This is a genomic window from Nocardioides hankookensis, from assembly GCF_042658885.1.
Taxonomy (GTDB): Bacteria; Actinomycetota; Actinomycetes; order Propionibacteriales; family Nocardioidaceae; genus Nocardioides; species Nocardioides hankookensis.
In genome coordinates, this window is record NZ_JBHSRJ010000008.1 from 370306 (window position 1) to 387949 (window position 17644).

Consider the following 17644-nt stretch of genomic DNA (forward strand, 5'->3'; position numbering starts at 1 on the left):
TTCCGCCACGCACGGCAGACCCGGTCGAGTTCGAGATGACATTCCACCGGACGAAGTCGCCGCTGGGCCGTTCGATGCTCTTCGACGAGGCCCGCAACGAGGTGCCACTATTCGAACAGCGTGCAGGCGCTAGCTCCGATTCAGTCCGCCCAGAGTCCGCAAGAAGTTCGTCAACCTCCGTTCCGGACCATCACTCAGGATCAGCGTTTCCGCAGGTCAGATGGCATTTTCCGTCAGTTTCCACAAACGAACATTTGTGCGAGAACCGGCCCCGGCCTACAGGCCAGCCCGTCCGCACCACGCCGAGGTGTCAGCGCTTCACCTTCGCGCCGGCCGATGTCCCAGTGGCCTTGTTGTAGCCCGTCAGCGTCGCGGTGACGCGGACGGTGAGGGTGCGGCCGGCGTCGGCCTTGGAGAGCTTGAGCTGGCGGGCGGTGGCGCCGGGGATGGCGGTGCCGTTGCGGAGCCACTGGTAGGTGACCTTGACGCCCGTGGGGCTCCAGCGGCCGGGGCTGGCGGTGAGCTTGCGACCGACGAGCCTGGAGCCGGTGATGGTCGGGCGGGCGAGCATCTTGATGGTGCCGCGGGCCACCGCGCGGGTGGGCGCTGACGTCTCGGTGGTGGAGCCGTAACCGGCCTTCGTGGCGGTCACCCGGACCGTGAGCGTGCGGCCGGCCAGGGTGGGACCGACCACGAGCGTCGTGGCGGTGGCTCCCGGGATGGTCGCGCCGTTGGACAACCACTGGTAGGTGAGGGTCGCGTCGCTGGGAGTCCAGGTGCCGCCGGAGGCGGTGAGGGGGCGGCCGACCGTGGCGACCCCCGACACCTTCGGACGGGTGGTGTTGAGGATGGTCCGCCGCGCCACGGGCCCGGTGGCGTCGGAGGTGGCCGACCGGGTGGTGTGGCCGTGGCGGGAGCCGGTGACGACCACGCGGATGACGTCGCCGACCTCGGCCGAGGTGAGCACGTACGTCGACGACGTGGCGCCCGGGATGTCATCGCCTCCGGCGGTCCACCGATAGCCGAGTTCGTCCGGCTCGGGGCTCCAGCTGCCCGGCTGCGCCGTGAGCGTCGCACCCTCGACCGGAGAGCCGGAGATGGAGGGCCCGGACGCCAGGGCGAACGTGGCCGGCGTGACGGTGACCTGCTTGCTAGCACTGGCGTCGGCGTGGTTGCCGTCGCCGGCGTACGTCGCTGTCAGCGCACGCTCGCCCGGCTCCACGTCGGTCGGCAGTGCGAAGACGGCGGAGCGGGCGGCGGTCGACGTCGCGGTCAGTGCCGTGGACCCGACCTTCAGCCCGATCGCGCCGGGGAACGGCCCGGCGCCACCGACCGTCACCGTCACCGAGGTGGCGGTGCCGTACGTCGTCGACGCGGGCGCGGCGATCTCCACCGTCGGCGTCTGCTTGGCGATCGTCAGGGTCGACTCCCCCGACGCACCGGCGAGCACCGCGTCGTCGCCGGCGTACGACGCCACGAGCGTGTGCGTGCCTGCGGCGGTCCCGGCCGGCACGTCGATCGAGCCGACGCCCTCGACGAGCACGACGTCACCGAGCGGGGCGCCGTCGAGGCTGACGGTCGCCTTCGCGGTGGGCGGCGGGTCGGCGACCACCTCGACGGAGACCGGCACGGCGGTGCCGTACGTCGCGGAGGTCGGGACGTCGAGGGTGATCGCGGGGCTGGTCCTGGGGTTCCCGACCTTGATCCGGACGGTCGCCGGCTCCGACGTCGCGTCGCCGTCCGCGGTGGCGTACGTGAAGGTGTCGTAGCCCTCCCAGCCCGGCTCGGGGACGTAGGTCAGTGCACCCGTGTTGAGCAGCGTCAGGGTGCCGTGCACCGGCTCGGTGACCACCGTCGACCAGATCAGGTCGTCGTCGGCGTCGCTGTCGTTCGCGAGGAGCCCCGGAGCGGGGAGGTCGAGCGTCACGTCCTTCGGGGTCGCCGCCGTGTCCGGCTGCGCGACCGGCGCGTGGTTGGGCAGCTCGATCCCGGCACCGTCGAACGACGTGCCGCTGTCGTCCGCGACCTCCAGCGTCGCCGACCGGCTCGGGGCGTCCCCGAAGTCGTGCTGCACGGTCACCCCGTTGGCGCTCGCCCCGTCCGAGAACACCCAGCGGTACGTCGCGCCGGCGCCCGCCGTCGACGTCGACCCGTCGAACTCGACGACCGTGCCGGAGACCGTGTGCGCCGTCGCGTGTGCCTCGGGTGGGGTCACCGGCGCCGGTTCGGCGTACGCCATCACCGTCGTGGGCTCACCGTCCTCGGCCACGTCGTCACCGTGGACCTCGACCCGCCAGGTCCCGGGAGCCGGGTCCGTGATCACGGTCGTCGTGGTCGTCGCCGTGGAGGTGACGCTCACCCCGGGTGCGTCCGGCGGCACCAGGTCGCCGCTGGGCGAGTAGATCCTCGGGGTCACGGTGCTGCCGGGGATGGACGTCGTCACCGTGAGGTTGCGGGCGCCGTACGGCACGAAGACGTCGCCGGCCGGAGAGTCCTGGCCCGGGTATGACAGCAGGTTCTTCTTCAGGTCGTCGCCCATCGCCCCCTTGAACTCGGTGGCGTAGGCCTGCTGGCCGTACTTGTTGGGGTGCAGGGAGAAGGCGACCGGGCCGTAGTTGTTGGGCGTCGAGAAGTACGGGTTCACGACGGAGTTGAAGCCCGAGCTCTCGTTGAGCCGGTCTCCGCGGCAGAGCTCCTTGCCACCGAACGCCGTGGCGGGCGACGCGTCGACGTAGCTGATGCGGCCGCCCAGCTCCTTGTTGGCCGTGGCGATCGCCGCCTGGATGCGGTCGTTGAGCTCGGCCACCAACCAGTAGACGAACGTGCGCTCGTTCTTGCCCAGGCTCAGGACCACCGGCAGGTCCTCGAGCAAGAGGTCGCAGGTCGCCGAGCCGTTCATGTCGACCAGCTGCGGGTAGCCGCCGACGTAGATCCGCGCGTGCGGCGCCCGGGTGGCGATGTCGGTGTAGGCACGGACCAGCCGGTCCTCGAGCTGGCCGCCGGTGAGGTTGCGAGGACTGGAGAAGCGGTCCGGGTCGATGGTGCCCATCTCCACGACCTTGTTGATGGAGCGCGCCACCTGGACGGCGCACCAGACCTGGGCGATCTTCACCGCCTTCTCGATCCCGTGCAGGCACTTGCCGCCGCCGATCAGCGTTGAGATCCGTTCGTCGACGGCGGACTTGTAGTCCCACATCTGCGCGACCTCGTTGAGGATCGGGTTGTCCCCGATGATCTTCCCCGCGAGGATCTGCCCGGTGCAGTCGAAGATCACGCAGGACTGCGCGATGTCGGCGAAGCCGATGTCGTTGCCGCCGAGCGTCATCGTCACGACGTCGGTGAACTGGTTGACCTCCTGGTCCTGCGCCCGGACGTTCTCGTTGCCCTCCTTGCGGTTGTCGGACCAGATGTCGGCAGCCACGGCACCGGAGCAGGCGTGGAAGACGGCCGGCTCGAGCCCCAACGACCGGTCGTTCGCCAGGATCCGGCTGTAGGAGCCCTGAGCGGAGCGGTGGCACAGGTTGTCGTCGCCGTACTTCTCGTGGTTGGTCACCGGGCTGTAGTCCTTGGCCGTCCCCGGCTCGAACGCCGGGACGCCCTCTCCGGCCGAGAACGAGTCGCCGAGCGCGACGTAGCGGGCCGGTCCGATGCCGAGCTGGTGCTGGAAGTGCACGCTGCCGTCGGAGTAGAGCGTCCCGAGGGCGTAGTAGCGGCCGATGGCGTGCTGGCTGGCCGGGATCGTGTAGGACTCGTCGCCGTCGCTGTGCGTCGCGATGTGGTCGTTGACGACCGTCCACCCGCCGCCGCGCAGCGACTGCCGCGCGTAGAGCGTGTAGCCGGTGACGTGCAGCCCGTCCGGCGCCGCAGGCCGGGCCCAGGTGAGCTCGGCCCTGTCACCCGCCGGCGGGATGGTGACCGTGATCGGCGTGGTCCGCGGGGCGAGCGAGGAGTCCCCGACGTTCGGGTCCTCCGGGCAGGGGTCGTCGCGGGTCTCGAGCTTCGGGGCGAGGTCGACGTCTCCTCCGGTCCGTTGCACGAACGAGCTGCCCAGCACCAGCCGCAGTTGCTTCACCTCATCGTTGCCGAGGCCCGGATAGACGACGTACGACGCCGTCCAATAGCCATCGGGCGCGATCGCCGCCGTGCCCTGCACCTGGGCCGGTGACGGGGCGTAGAAGAAGTCGGCCTGCGTCTCCGGAGCGTCGGCCGCACGGTCGAGCATCTCGACCTGGAAGTTGTAGACCGGGGCCGTCGAGACGTTGTGCACGCGCACGTCGAAGGCGTACGGCGCCCACCGCGTGGCCCGGCAGTCCAGCACGATCGACGTCTCGAGTGCGCCGGCGCCGTCGACCTTCAACGGGTCTCGGGATCGGCCGACCAGCCGGACGGTCTTGTCGAGCGGGGAGACCGTGGCCGAGTACTCCGCCTCGATGTCGTAGGCACCCTCCTCGTCGCCCCGGACTATCCAGGTGACGCTCCTGCTCCCGCCGCCCGGCACGTCGCCGACCGCCTGCGTGGCCTGCTGGGGCGTGGCCGTCGGTGCCAGGCTCAGCCCGGACGGGAGCGGGAGGGACGCGACGCCGTCGGTGAACGTGAAGCCCGTCGTCAGGTTGGAGACGACCAGCTTGACCTCGAAGAACTCCTTGAGCCACGAGGCCCGCATCGGCAGCACCAGCCACTGGATGACCGGCGCCTCCTCGACGTACGTGACCTCCGGGATCCACTGGTAGTCGCCGAACGTGACGACGCCGCCACCCCCGCCGTCACCGCCGCCGCCCCCGCCACCGTCGTTGCCGCAGTTGTCGTAGCAGATGACGCCCGTCGGCGTGACGTAGACGCTGATCTCCTGCGGCGGCGGTACGTCGGCGGCCGGGACGTCCGGCACGAAGAACAGGTTGATGGTCGCTTCGTAGACGTGGTAGTTCTCCGGGTCGGCGACGTCGATGCCGGCGTCCTGGATCTCCTCGATCGTCATCTCGTGCTGGTCGAGCGTGACCGAGCCGACCTCGCCGGTCTCCAGAGTGACGGTCGCGTCGGCGCGACCGTCCGCCAGCTGGGCGGCGACGGAGGCGGGCCGGTAGCCATCGGCCCAGACGTAGGCGCTGACGGGGCCGTCGGGCAGTCCCTGGATCCGGGCGACGCCGTCGCCGCCGGAGGTGCCGGTCAGGCGCGTGCCGTCCGGCGCGACCACGGTCACCTCGGCCCCGCTGATCGGTCCGCTCGAACCGCTGACGGTGACGAAGAGTCCCTTCAGCGGCTCCGGTGCGACGACGTCGACGATCGCGGTGTCGGTGGCGCTCTCCGACCCGGCGGCGGCCCGCAGGGTCACCGTGTAGCGGCCGGGCTTGGCATACGTGTGCGTCGTCTGCGCACCCGAGCCGCTGCCGCCGTCGCCGAAGGTCCAGGCGTACGAGGTGAGCATGGCCGCCGGTCGCGAGGCGCCGCCGTCGAAGGAGACCGGCTGACCGGCCTCGACGACCTGGTCGTCCCCGGCGTTCGCGGAGACGGGCTCCGGGAGCACGGCCGTCACCCGGGTCACCTTGGCGGCGCTGAGCCGACCGTCGGTCACCGTCGTCTTGACCTGGAACGTGCCGGGCCGCCCGTAGCGGTGCTGCACCGGCCCCGCGGGCGGGTAGGGCCCGGTGGCCGGGGCGGTGCCGTCGCCGAAGTCGACCTTGTAGGTGAGTGCGTCGTCGTCGGCGTCGGACGCCGCCATCGTGACGGCCACGTCGAGCGGCGCCGCACCCGATGTGGGCGTGACCGTGCTCGTCAGGGTCGGGGCCGTGTTCGGTTTGCCGGTGGCGGTGACGGACAGCGTCTTCGACGAGTAGCCGCCGGCGCCGTTCGAGACGGAGACGAAGACCGGGTAGACGCCGGGCGCGTCGAAGGTGTGCTGATAGGTCTGCTCGCCGTACGGCGAGGCGACGTTGGACGTCTGGATCGGCGACCCGTCCGCCCAGTCGACGCGGACGAGCACCGTCTGGTCGTTGGGGTCCGACGTCGTGACCTTCAGCGTCGTCTCGACAGGGGCCTGGCCGGTCGCCGGGTCGATCGTCGCGTCGAGCGGGATCGCGGTCGGGTCGATCGCGACCTCCCGCTCCGGCAGCGTGTAGGAGTGCTGCGCGCCGAACCGGTCGTGCCAGTAGACGGTCGTGTAGAGGGTGGCCGGCCCCGCGTCGAAGCCGCCCATCGCGTGCGTGGTGCGCCACTGCCCGTTGGCGGCCGCGTTGTAGATCGTGAAGGTCCGCCCCGCCAGCCAGAGGCTGACCTGGTCGGTGGCGTCGGCGAAGGCCGCGGCGGGTTGGAAGACGAACGCCGGCCGCCCCGACAGCGTCGCGCCGGCGTCCGGCCTGGCGAGGGTCCCGGGCACCCGGTAGTCGACCTCGAACGGCACCTCGATGGTGTCGCTCAGGCCACCCGCGTCGGTGATCGTGCCGACCAGCGTGTACTCGCCGTCCGGCAGCAGCTCATCTGCGTCGTCACGCCCGGGGAAGCTCACGTAGTTGTCGTCGTACCCGTAGTCGGCGCACGAGCGCGGTCCGGCGCCGTACGCCGGCGGGATCGTGCGTACGACCGCGCCGGACGAGTCCTTCAGCTCGAAGTCCGACCAGGTCACCGGCGAGCTGTCCGTGCACTCGAACCCGACGTAGCCGTCCGGTGTCTGTCCCGGACCGGAGAGGGTCAGCACCCGCGCGCCCTGGTAGCGGACGGAGAGCCGCGGCGGGTCGTCGTCGAGCACCGTCACCTGCCGCTCGACCTGGTAGCTGTGGCCCATCCCGAAGCGGTCCAGCCACGTGATCGAGGCCGTCAGCGTCTGCTCCCCCGCCGTGCACGCCGACACGTCCGTCGGCACGACGTACGACCCGTCCTCCGCCGGGTCGTACGACGTCCGCCACCCGCACCCCGGCAGGTAGAAGGACACCTGGTCCACGTCGACACCGGCCGTGGGTGTCACGACGAGCGACACCTCACCCGACAACGACGCACCTGGGTCGGGCGACGTCACGGCGCCGGGGACCCGGTAGTCGACGTCGAACGGCACCTCGACCGTGCTGCTCAGCCCACCGGCGTCGGTGACGGTCCCGACCAGCGTGTACTCGCCGTCGGCGAGCAGCTCGTCGGCGTCGTCACGTCCCGGGAAGCTCACGTAGTTGTCGGTCCACCACTGCCCGCACGACCGCGGTCCGGCGCCGTACGCCGGCGGGACCGTGCGGACCACCGCACCCGAGGCGTCCTTCAGCTCGAAGTCCGACCAGGTCACCGGCGAGCTGTCCGAGCACCGGAAATAGGCATACGCGTCTGCCACCGCTCCCGGACCGGTCAAGGCCAGCACCCGCGGCCCGCGGTCGTAGACCGAGACCTGCGGCGCTCCCTCGTCCAGCACCGTCACGGGCCGCTCGACCTGGTAGCTGTGCCCCACACCGAAGTGGTCGAGCCAGGTGATCGACGTCGTCAGCGTCTGCTCGCCGGACGTGCACGCGGACACGTCGACTGACACCGCGAACGACCCGTCCTCGCCCGGGTCGTACGACGTCCACCACGAGCACCCCGGCAGGTAGAACGACACCTGGTCCACGTCGGTGCCCGCTGCCGGCATCACCGACAGCGACACCTCACCCGACAGGCTCGCACCGGCCTCGGGAGCCGACACCGCACCCGGGACCCGGTAGTCGACCTCGAAGGGCACCTCGACCGTGCCGCTCAGACCGCCCGGGTCGGTGACCGTGCCGACCAGCGTGTAGTCGCCGTCAGCCAGCAGCTCACCCGCCTCGTCACGCCCCGGGAAGCTCGCATAGTTGTCCGTCCACCACTGACCGCACGTCCGCGGCCCCGCGCCGTACGCCGGACCGACCGTGCGCACCACCACGCCCGACGCATCCCGCAGCTCGAAGTCCGACCAGGTCACCGGCGAGGCGTCCGAGCACCGGAAGTAGGCATACGCGTCCGTCGGCTGGTCCGGACCCTGCAACGTCAGGACCCGCGGACCACTGTCGTGTTCCGACACCGACGGCGCGCCCTCGTCCAGCACCACCACCGGCCGCTCGACCACGTGGCTGTGCCCTACACCGAACCGGTCCAGCCAGGTGATCGACACCGTCAGCGTCTGCTCCCCCGCCGTACACCCGGACACGTCGCCCGAGACCACCCACGACCCGTCGTCCGACGGATCGTCCGCCGTCCGCCACCCGCAGCCCGGCAGGTAGAACGACACCTGGTCCACCTCGACGCCGGCCGTCGGGTCCACCACCACGGAGACGTCGCCTGACAGCGAGGCACCCGGATCGGGCGACGAGACGACACCGGCGCTGCGGACCACGACCTCGGTGTCGAGCCGGGCGGTCTCCGCCCCTCCGTCGCGGCCGACCGCCTCGGCCACCAGCGTGTAGAGCCCCGCCGGCACGACGGCGCCCGTGCTGTCGTGGCCGTCCCACTCGAACCACCGGTAGCCGCCCGGGAACGACTCGTCGCTCGTCAGCGTGGCGACCGTGGTCCCGAGCTCGTTGCGCGCCTCGACGGTCACGTTGGCCGACTCGGAGAGGTAGAGCTGGGCGCCGAACGTGTCCTCGTTGCCGTCGCCGTTGGGGGTGAAGGCGCGACTCGAGGTCGACCAGCCGACCCAGACCGCCGCGTGCGCCGGGGCCATCAGCGCGACGAACAGCGCCGCGACGACCACCAGCGGTACTCCGACCCGCCTTCCGAGCACGCCGACCTCGCCCCCGTGACGCCGGCGCCCCGCGCAACCGGCGACGACAAGATAACGACGCCAGGCGCGCTTGACCGGCGGTCAACACAATCGACCCAAACCGGACTAGGACAGGTGTGGCCCGACAGATCGGGCACTCGAACACATGTTCTAGTCTGAGTGGCGTGAGGGCGGGGGACGGATCAGGACAGCGTGGTCACACGACGCCGCGCCATGTCTGGGTCAACGTGACCGGCAGCGCGGCGTACCGGTACGCCGGGGTGCTGATCGACTGGCGGGTCGACGGTCGCGGGAGCTGGGAAGCGCTGGTGGTGTGGGTGGACGGCGGCGGCAACCTCAAGGCACACGCGCACATGGGGTGGGTCGCGGCGGCACACGTGCGACCGACGGACGACCAGGTCGACTAGGTCGACTAGGTCGATCCCCGGGTCACAGCTTGCGCTTGAGGGACAGCGCGGGCTTCTCCACGAAGCGGTAGGTCAGCGAGGACAGGGCGATGGTGACAGCGGCGACGAGGAGCACGTTGACCGCGAACCCGCGCAGCCCCAGGCCGGCGACGAGGTCGTGGTCCATCAGCCACCAGATCACCGGCAGGTGCCAGAGGTAGACGCTGTAGCTGATCAGGCCCAGGTAGGCGAACGGCTGCAGGCGCAGCACCGAGGCGAGCCAGCTCGGGCCGGACCGCGAGGGCACGGCCACGGCCGCGATGACGAGCGCGGAGGCGATGCCGGCGATCACGGCGGCGTACGACGAGGACGCGTGGTAGGCGACGTGGTAGAGCAGCACGAGGGCGGCCGCGACCAGCAGGGCGCAGACGACGGCCGAGGCGCGGAGGCGACCGGCGGCGATGCTCAGCACGACCGCGACCAGCATCCCGTAGCCGAAGAGGTCGGCCTGCGCGAGCAGGCTCCGGGACAGCACGGCGGTCCAGGTGTGGCCCCACAACCACGGGGTGGCGCCGCCGGGTGGCAGCTGCGCGACCTGGTGGGTGATCCAGGCCCGGGTGGCCAGCCCGACCGCGATCAGCACCAGCGGTGGCAGCAGGACCGCGGACCGCTTCGACACCACGCTGCCGAGCCGGTACGCGCCGTACGCCAGGACCGGCATCACGACGTAGAAGGCGATCTCCGCCGTCAGCGACCATGCCGGGGCGATGCCCGTCAGCATCGCCGAGGGGACGTACGACTGCGCCACGAACAGGTTCGCCAGGATGTCCCCCGGGTCGGTCATCCGGCCCGCGATGTCGCCGGTGCTCAGGCCGGGTCCGCCGTCCAGCCAGACGGCGCCGAGGACGAACGCGGACAGCAGGAAGATCGCGAGGTACGGCGGGTAGATCCGCAGGAACCGGCTGCCGGCGTACCGGCGGATCGATGGGAAGTCGCGGTGCCCGAGGATCGCGTCGGCGAACGGCTTGTAGAGCAGGAAGCCGGACAGCGCGAAGAACAGCGTCAGCCCGTGGGTGAGCAGCGTCGTGAGCACCCCGACCTGGCCGGCATTGGCCGAGATGCTGAGGTAGTTGGCCGTGTGGTGGACGAGGACGCTGAGGGCCGCGATCCCCCGCAGGCCCTCGATGCCCTCGAAGCGGTCCCGCACGATCGCGGTCGGCGGGTGCGCCGTCCCCTCGGTCACTGTCACTGGGCGGACTCTAGTTTCTGCTCAGTCGAGCGTGAACTCGACCTTGCGGGTGGCGACGTCGGCCACCGAGAGCCTCACCCGTACGTCGGTGCCCAGCGGGAGCGGCGCGCCGGAGACCACGCGCGCCTCGACGTCGGGGTCGTGCACGACGACGACGCCGCGGTGCGGGTCCTTCTCGTCCACGTCGACGACGACACCGGCGAAGGTCTCCCCCACGTCGTCGGCGAGGACGCCGGCCTCGACGAGGTCGAGGACGGCGCGCTCGTAGGCGTGCGCCTTCGAGGCCGACCCCTGCAGGGTCTTGGGGAGGCCGGGCAGGGCGGCGTGCACCCAGTCCGGGATCTCGGTGCCGGCGCAGAGGGCGAGGCAGACCTCGCCGGCGTACCGGTCCCCGAGGCGGCGCAGCGGCGCGGTGACGTGGGCGTACTCCTCGGCCAGCGCGGAGTGCAGCGGCTGGGCGGGGACCTCGCCGTCAAAGGCGACGTAGCCGCTGCCCCTCAACAGCCGCGCGCAGGCGTTGACCATCGCGGCGTGCGCGGGGATCGACGGGTCGAGCGAGCGGATGAAGTCGGGGTAGAGGAGCTCGGCGGGCCACTCGATGCCGAGCGCGCGGGCGGTGCGGTGCAGGCGTTGTACGTCGCGCGGGTCCGGCAGCGGCAGGGTGCGCAGCAGGCCGACCCGGGCGTACATCATCAGGTCGGCGGCCGCGAAGCCGGTGAGCAGCGAGATCTGGGCGTTCCAGCGCTCGACGGGCAGCTGCTCGCGGAACTCCAGGTGCCAGCGCTCCCCCTGCACGTCGACGTCCTGCTCGGGCAGCGGCAGCGAGACGCCGCCCCGGGACGCCTCGCGGGCGATCCGGATCTCGCCGACCTCCTTGAGCAGCACCATCGACTCGTCGGCGGTGCCGTCGTCGAGCGCGCCCTGCACCTGCTCGTAGGTGAGCTGGGCGGTCGAGCGCACCCGCGCCCGCTCCACCTGTACGTCGGTGCGCGTGCCCTCGGCGTCGAGCCGGATCGTCCACAGCAGGGCCGGGCGCACCTGGTCGGGCAGCAGCGACGCGGCGCCCTCGCTGAGCACGGGCGGGTGCAGCGGGACCTTGGTGTCCGCGCCGTACAACGTCTCCCCGCGCTTGTGCGCCTCCACGTCGACCGGGTCCCCGGCCGCCACGAACGCCGCGACGTCGGCGATCGCGTAGCGGACGACGTAGCCGCCGTCGTCGCCCCGCGAGAGGTGCATGGCCTGGTCGAGGTCGCGCGCGCCGTCGGGGTCGATCGTCACGAAGGCGACGTCGGTGCGGTCCAGCTCCGGCAGGCGCGGTGCGGCGGCTGCGGCCTCGGCGGCCGCCTCGACCTCGGGCGGGAACGTCGGGGAGACATCCAGCTCGGTCAGGATCGCCTCGATGCCTCCCCGCAGCGTGGCGGCGGCCACCCCGTCATCGACGGACCGGACCCGGACGACGCGACTGCTCGGCATACCGGCACCATAACTGCGTGCTGATCCTGTTGCCGCCCAGCGAGGGCAAGTCCGCGCCGCGTCGCGGCAAGCCGCTCGACCTCGCCGCCCTCGACTTCCCCGCGCTGACCGAGCCGCGCGAGCGGGTCCTGGACGCGCTCGTCGAGCTCTGCGAGGGCGACCCGGACGTCGCCGCGAAGACCCTCGGCATCGGCAGCACCCAGCTCGACCTCGTCACGCTCAACCGCTCGCTGCGGTCCAGCGCCACCGCGCGGGCCGACCAGGTCTACTCCGGCGTCCTGTACGACGCCCTCGACGTCTCGACGCTCTCCACGGCCGCCCGGCGGCGGGCCACGGCGCGACTGGCGGTGACCTCGAGCCTCTTCGGGCTGGTCCGGCCGAGCGACCGGATCCCGGCGTACCGCCTCTCCGGCGACGCCTCCCTCCCCGGCCTCGGACCGGTCGCCGGCGTCTGGCGCGAGCACCTCGGCCCGGTCGCGACCGCGGCGGTCGGGCGCGGGCTGCTCGTCGACCTGCGCAGCGGCATGTACGGCGCCTTCTGGCGGCCGACGCCGGAGGTGAAGGTCGCGACCGTGCGGGTGCTGCACGAGCACCAGGGCCAGCGGAAGGTCGTCAGCCACTTCAACAAGGCGACCAAGGGCCGGATCGTGCGGGCGCTGCTCGAGAGCGGCGCCGACCCCCGCACGCAGGCCAGGCTCGCTGACGCACTGCGCGACCTCGGCTGGACGGTGGAGCTCGACGGCGGACGCCTCGACGTGGTCGTCAGCGAGGTGTAGCGAGCGGGTCGTGGCCGGGCGGCAGGGCGTTGTAGAGGCGCATCGAGGGTCGGTCGTCGTACCAGTTGAGGACGGTCACGGACGCGGGCGTGAGCTCCATCCGGTAGACGGCGTCGAGCGGCGCGTCGAGCGCGTGCGCGACGAGCGTCTTGATCGGGGTCACGTGGCTGACCACGACGACCGTCCGGCCGGCGTACGCCTCGAGGACGCGCTCCAGGCCGGCGAGCACCCGCTCCTCGACGACGCGGAAGGACTCTCCCCCGCCGGGCGCCACGTCGAGCGAGCCCAGCCACGCCTTGAGGTCGTCGGGGAAGCGTTCGCCGACCTCGGCGAAGGTCATCCCGTCCCAGGTGCCGAACTCCATCTCGGCGAAGCCGGGCTCCACCTCGACCTCGCGGCCGAGCGCCTCGGCGATGATCTCGGCGGACTCCAGCGTGCGGCGCACGGGCGAGGCGATCACGGCGTCGATCCGGTCGGCGAGCAGGCCCAGCCAGTCGGCGACCGCGCGGATCTGGTCCTTGCCGTCGTCGCTGAGGCCCGGGTTGGCGCTCGCGAGGCCGCCGGAGAACCTCTTGTCGACGGTGTGCGGGGTGACGCCGTGACGCACCAGGATGACGGTGGTCGGCACGCTCGGCGGCCCCCACGCGCGCACCTTCGGCTCCGGCCGCGGCGCGCGCTTGCCGTCGAGTGCCTCGTTGACGAGCCGGTCGGCGTGCTTGTTCTGCTCCCGCGGGATCCAGGTGTACGTCGTGCCTGCGGGCGCGAGCTCTCGGGCCTCCTCGGCCAGCGCCTGCATGTCCGGGTGCTTGATCTTCCAGCGCCCGGACATCTGCTCGACGACGAGCTTGGAGTCCATCCGCACCTCGACCTCGGCGCCGGGGGCGAGCGCGGCGGCCAGCCGGAGCCCGGCGACCAGGCCGGAGTACTCCGCGACGTTGTTGCTCGCCACCCCGATCGTGCTGCCGTCCTCGCCGAGCACCTCGCCGGTCTCGGCGTCGGTGAGCACCGCGCCGTACGCCGCGGGACCGGGGTTGCCGCGCGAGCCGCCGTCGGCCTGGATCAGGACCTTCGTGGGTCGGGGCAGGGTCACAGCCCCGACTCGGAGGTGCGCACGAGGATCCGGTTGCACTCCTCGCAGCGGACGACCTCGTCCTCGGGGAGCGCCTTGATCCGGCTGAGCTCGACCGAGTCGAGGGTCAGCTGGCAGCCGGTGCACGTGCGGGCGCGCAGCGCGGCGGCGCCGACGCCGCCCTTCTGCTCGCGCAGCCGCTGGTAGAGCGCCACGAGGTCGTCCGGCAGGCCCTCGCCGGCGGGGCCGCGCCGGGCCGCCAGGTCCTGGAGCTGCTCGTCGATCGCGGCGACCTTCTCGTCGCGGGCCACGGCCAGCGCCGTCAGTCGCTCGTCGGTCTCGGCGACCATCGCCTCGTACTGGGAGAGCTCCTTCTGGGCCTCCTCGATCTTCTCCATCACCTCGAGCTCGTCGTCCTCGAGGCTGGAGATCCGGCGCTCCAGCGACTCGAGCTCGTGCTGCATCCGCTCGAGGTCCTTGGGGTTGGTGATCAGGCCCTGGTCCATCCGGTCGCGGTCGCGCTTGCGGCGCGTCTTGACCGCCTCGACGTCGAGGTCGACCTTCTTCTGCTCGGTGGTCAGGTCGTCGACGCTGATCCGGGCGTCGCGCGCCAGGTTGTCGACGTCCGTGCGCTTGGCCGTGAGCTCAGCGATCTCCGCGAGCTCGGGCAGCTTGGCCCGCTGGTGACGCAGCTGGTCGACGTGGGAGTCGAGCTCCTGGACGTCGAGGAGCTTGAGTTGGGCGGCGGGATCGGCTTTCAGCGGGGTCTCCTCAGATGCGGTGCTGCCAGGGGTCCGTGCAGATGGTGCTCACGCGGGTCTCCACCGTATCGCCCAGCGCCTCGCGCAACCGAGCCTCCACCACCGGGAGCCAGGTCCACTCGGCCGCCCAGTGCGCCACGTCGAGCAGCGCGGGTCCGCCGCGCTCCAAGAACTCCCCCGCCGGGTGGTGCCGCAAGTCGCTCGTCACGTAGACGTCCGCGTCGGTGCGCGCGACGGTGTCGAGCAGGAAGTCGCCCGCCCCACCGCACAGCGCGACCCGTCGTACGGCGCGCTCCGGGTCACCCCCGACACGTACGCCGTGCGCCGTCGGCGGCAGCGCCGCGGCCACCGTGGCGGCGAAACCGCCGAGCGTCGTCGGCTCGACGGTACCGATCCGGCCCGTTCCGGTGTCGGAGGTGCCGGGGTCGGCCAGCTCGACGAGGTCGTACGCCGGGGTCTCGTAGGGGTGCGCGGCCAGCATCGCGGCAACGACGGACTTGCGGAGGCGGCGGGGCAGCACGACCTCGACCCGCTCCTCGGCGACGGCCTCCAGCCGGCCGACGTCGCCGATGGTCGGGTTGGCGCCCGCGAGCGGCCGGAACCGGCCCGTGCCCGCGGTCGAGAAGGACGCCGTGTCGTAGTCGCCGATCCGCCCCGCGCCCGCCTCGGCGAGGACGTCGCGGAGCCGGTCGGCGTCGTCGACCGGGACGAAGACGGTCAGCTTGTCCATCGACATCGCCGGCGCCGGGAGCAACGGGCGGACGTCGGTCAGGCCGAGCGCCGCCGCCATCGCCTCGGAGACCCCGCCGATCGCCTGGTCCGCGTTGGTGTGGGCCGTCAGCAGCGCACAGCCGGCGCCGACCAGGGTCGCGAGCGTGCGGCCCTTCGGCGTCGTCGCTGCGAACCCGTGGACCGGCTTGAGGAAGAGCGGGTGGTGCACGACCAGCAGGTCCGCTCCCCACGCCGCCGCCTCCTGGGCGACCTTGAGGGTGGGGTCGACGGCAAACATCACCTTCGCCACGGGCTGCTCCGGGTCGCCGTGCACGAGACCGACGGCGTCCCAGGAGTCGGCGGTCTCCGGCGGGTACCAGCCGTGCAGCAGGTCGACGACGTCCGACAGGTGAGGCATGGGCGTCAGGCTACTGGCGCCGCCGGCCGGGGCTCGTCGTACCTGACCGCAGCGTCGTTGGGAGCGTTCCCGCACAGCACGAACGTCAGGTACGACGCCGTCCTGCGCCCGTGGCTAGGCTCGACGCATGTCCGTCGTGAAGATCAACGCCATCTCCGTCCCGGCCGACGCGCACGAGGAGCTCGAGAAGCGCTTCGCCCACCGCGCCCACACGGTCGACGGCTCCCCCGGCTTCCTCGGCTTCCAGCTGCTGCGCCCGGTCAAGGGCGAGGACCGCTACTTCGTCGTCACCCACTGGGAGGACGAGGAGTCCTTCGCGGCCTGGCGCGGCGGCGCGGCCGCGGCCCACGCCGGACAGCGGGCCAACCCGGTCGCCACCGGCGCCGAGCTGCTGGAGTTCGAGGTCGTCCTCGACGTACAGGCGCCCTGACTCCTCGGGCACTTCCCCAACTTCTGGGCCTTTGCAATGCCCCAGAAGTTCAGGGATACCCGGTGAACCGGGTATCCCTGGGAACCCTCAGTTGACCTGCCGGTCCCGGCCTTCCCAGAACGGCGCCCGCAGCTTGAACTTCTGGAGCTTGCCGGTCGCCGTGCGGGCCAGCTCGTCGCGGAACTCGACGACGGTCGGGGCCTTGTAGCCGGCGGCCTTCTCCTTGCACCAGGAGATCAGCTCGGCCTCCGTCACCGACTGCCCGTCGGCCAGCACGACGAGCGCCATGATCGTCTCGCCCCACTTCTCGCTGGGGATGCCGATGACCGCGACCTCGGCGACCGCGGGGTGGGAGAAGATCACGTCCTCGACCTCGATCGAGGAGACGTTCTCACCGCCGGTGATGATCACGTCCTTCTTGCGGTCCGAGATCGTCAGGTAGCCGTCGTCGCCGACGACCCCGCCGTCGCCGGTGTGGAACCACCCGTCGGCCAGTGCCCGCTTGCTCTCCTCGGGCTGCTCCCAGTAGCCCTCGAGGACGACGTTCGAGCGGGCCAGCACCTCGCCGCCTCCCTCTTCCGGGTCGCCCTCCGAGATCGCCAGCCGTACGCCGAGGGCGGGGGCGCCCGCTCGGGTCAGCCTGGTCGCCCGCTCCTCGGCGTCGAGGTCGTCCCACTCGGCGCGGGTGCGGTTGAAGGTCAGCAGCGGCGAGGTCTCGGTGAGGCCGTAGATCTGGATGAACTCCCAGCCCAGCTCCTCCTGCACCCGCGCGACGGTCTTCGTCGGCGGCGGCGCACCGGCCATGATGATGCGCACCCGGTCACGCCCGGGGATCTCACCCTCCCAGGTCTGCGCCGCCTCCAGCACAGCCGCCGCGACGGCCGGGGCCGCACACATCACGGTCACGCCGTGGTCGCGCACCCGGCGCAGGATCTCGGCGCCGTCGACCTTGCGCAGCACGATGTGCTTCGCGCCCAGGCCGGTCATCGCGTAGGGCATGCCCCACCCGTTGGCGTGGAACATCGGCAGCGTGTGCAGGTAGACGTCGCGGTCCGAGACCGTCGCGTGCATCGCGAACGTGACCGCGTTGACCCAGATGTTGCGGTGCGTGATCTGGACGCCCTTGGGGCGGGCGGTCGTGCCCGACGTGTAGTTGATGCAGGCCGTCGCGTTCTCGTCCGGCTCCCAGGCGCGCGGCTCGGCGTCGGCCGCGGCGTACAGGCTGTCGTCGTCACCGAGCACCAGCTTGATCTCGGCCTCGACGCCCTTGAGCGAGTCCTCGAGCTCGGGGTCGATGAGCAGCACGCGGGCGCCGGAGTGCTCGACGATGAAGCTGATCTCGTCGGGACGCAGCCGGAAGTTCACCGGCACCAGGACGCGACCCCAGCCGCTGACCCCGAAGAACGCCGTGAGCAGCCGCGCACTGTTGTGGCTCACGATCGCGACCCGGTCGCCCACCTCCAGCCCGAGCTCGTCGAGCTTGGCCGCCATCCGGCGGGCGAGCGCGCCGACCTCGGCGTACGTGAGCTCGCCGCCGCCCAACGGCGGCGCCGGTTGGTCGGGCTCGTCGACGACGCCCACCCGCTCGCCGTAGACCTGCACGGCTCGATCGATGAAGTCCGACACGCTGAACGGGACGATCATGTCGCCACTGTAACCAGCCGCCG

The 17644-nt window shown here is 71.8% G+C and carries 10 protein-coding genes; 3 read left to right on the top strand and 7 right to left on the bottom strand.

Annotated elements, in window-relative coordinates; all coding sequences use genetic code 11:
• Positions 1–310: 310 nt before the first annotated feature.
• A complete protein-coding gene (locus ACFPYL_RS19220; protein ID WP_379158025.1) occupies positions 311–8704 on the bottom strand; it encodes a PKD domain-containing protein in 8394 nt (2797 codons plus the stop codon).
• Between the two features lie 164 nt (positions 8705–8868).
• Between ACFPYL_RS19220 and ACFPYL_RS19225 the strand changes: the two genes are divergently transcribed.
• On the top strand, positions 8869–9111 hold the full coding sequence (locus ACFPYL_RS19225; RefSeq protein ID WP_379158027.1) for a hypothetical protein: 243 nt from the start codon (positions 8869–8871) through the stop codon (positions 9109–9111).
• A 22-nt stretch (positions 9112–9133) separates the two neighbouring features.
• Here the strand turns inward: ACFPYL_RS19225 and ACFPYL_RS19230 are convergent, their stop codons facing one another.
• Positions 9134–10339, bottom strand: coding sequence for an acyltransferase family protein (locus ACFPYL_RS19230; protein WP_379158030.1), 1206 nt, complete (start codon positions 10337–10339; stop codon positions 9134–9136).
• Between the two features lie 21 nt (positions 10340–10360).
• A complete protein-coding gene (locus ACFPYL_RS19235) occupies positions 10361–11812 on the bottom strand; it encodes an RNB domain-containing ribonuclease (protein WP_379158033.1) in 1452 nt (483 codons plus the stop codon).
• A gap of 17 nt (positions 11813–11829) precedes the next feature.
• Here ACFPYL_RS19235 and yaaA point away from each other — a divergent pair, with 17 nt between their 5' ends.
• A complete protein-coding gene (gene yaaA / locus ACFPYL_RS19240; RefSeq protein WP_379158035.1) occupies positions 11830–12588 on the top strand; it encodes a peroxide stress protein YaaA in 759 nt (252 codons plus the stop codon).
• On the opposite strand, the gene ACFPYL_RS19245 is transcribed toward yaaA, so the two are convergent.
• From ACFPYL_RS19245 to ACFPYL_RS19255, 3 genes are read right to left on the bottom strand one after another with little or no spacing between them, the layout of a single operon-like run.
• Positions 12575–13678 (bottom strand): histidine phosphatase family protein, encoded by a 1104-nt coding sequence (locus tag ACFPYL_RS19245; protein WP_379158038.1) that lies wholly within the window; start codon positions 13676–13678, stop codon positions 12575–12577. The genes yaaA and ACFPYL_RS19245 overlap by 14 nt on opposite strands.
• On the bottom strand, positions 13675–14418 hold the full coding sequence (locus ACFPYL_RS19250; protein WP_449289722.1) for a zinc ribbon domain-containing protein: 744 nt from the start codon (positions 14416–14418) through the stop codon (positions 13675–13677). The genes ACFPYL_RS19245 and ACFPYL_RS19250 overlap by 4 nt, the downstream gene beginning before the upstream one ends.
• Before the next feature lie 10 nt (positions 14419–14428).
• A complete protein-coding gene (locus ACFPYL_RS19255; protein ID WP_379158044.1) occupies positions 14429–15547 on the bottom strand; it encodes a Nif3-like dinuclear metal center hexameric protein in 1119 nt (372 codons plus the stop codon).
• 127 nt (positions 15548–15674) lie between these two features.
• On the opposite strand from ACFPYL_RS19255, the gene mhuD reads away from it, so the two are divergent.
• Positions 15675–15977, top strand: coding sequence for a mycobilin-forming heme oxygenase MhuD (gene mhuD / locus ACFPYL_RS19260; protein WP_379158047.1), 303 nt, complete (start codon positions 15675–15677; stop codon positions 15975–15977).
• Positions 15978–16064: 87 nt separating this feature from the next.
• Here the strand turns inward: mhuD and ACFPYL_RS19265 are convergent, their stop codons facing one another.
• A complete protein-coding gene (locus tag ACFPYL_RS19265) occupies positions 16065–17621 on the bottom strand; it encodes an AMP-binding protein (protein WP_379158050.1) in 1557 nt (518 codons plus the stop codon).
• Positions 17622–17644: the final 23 nt, after the last annotated feature.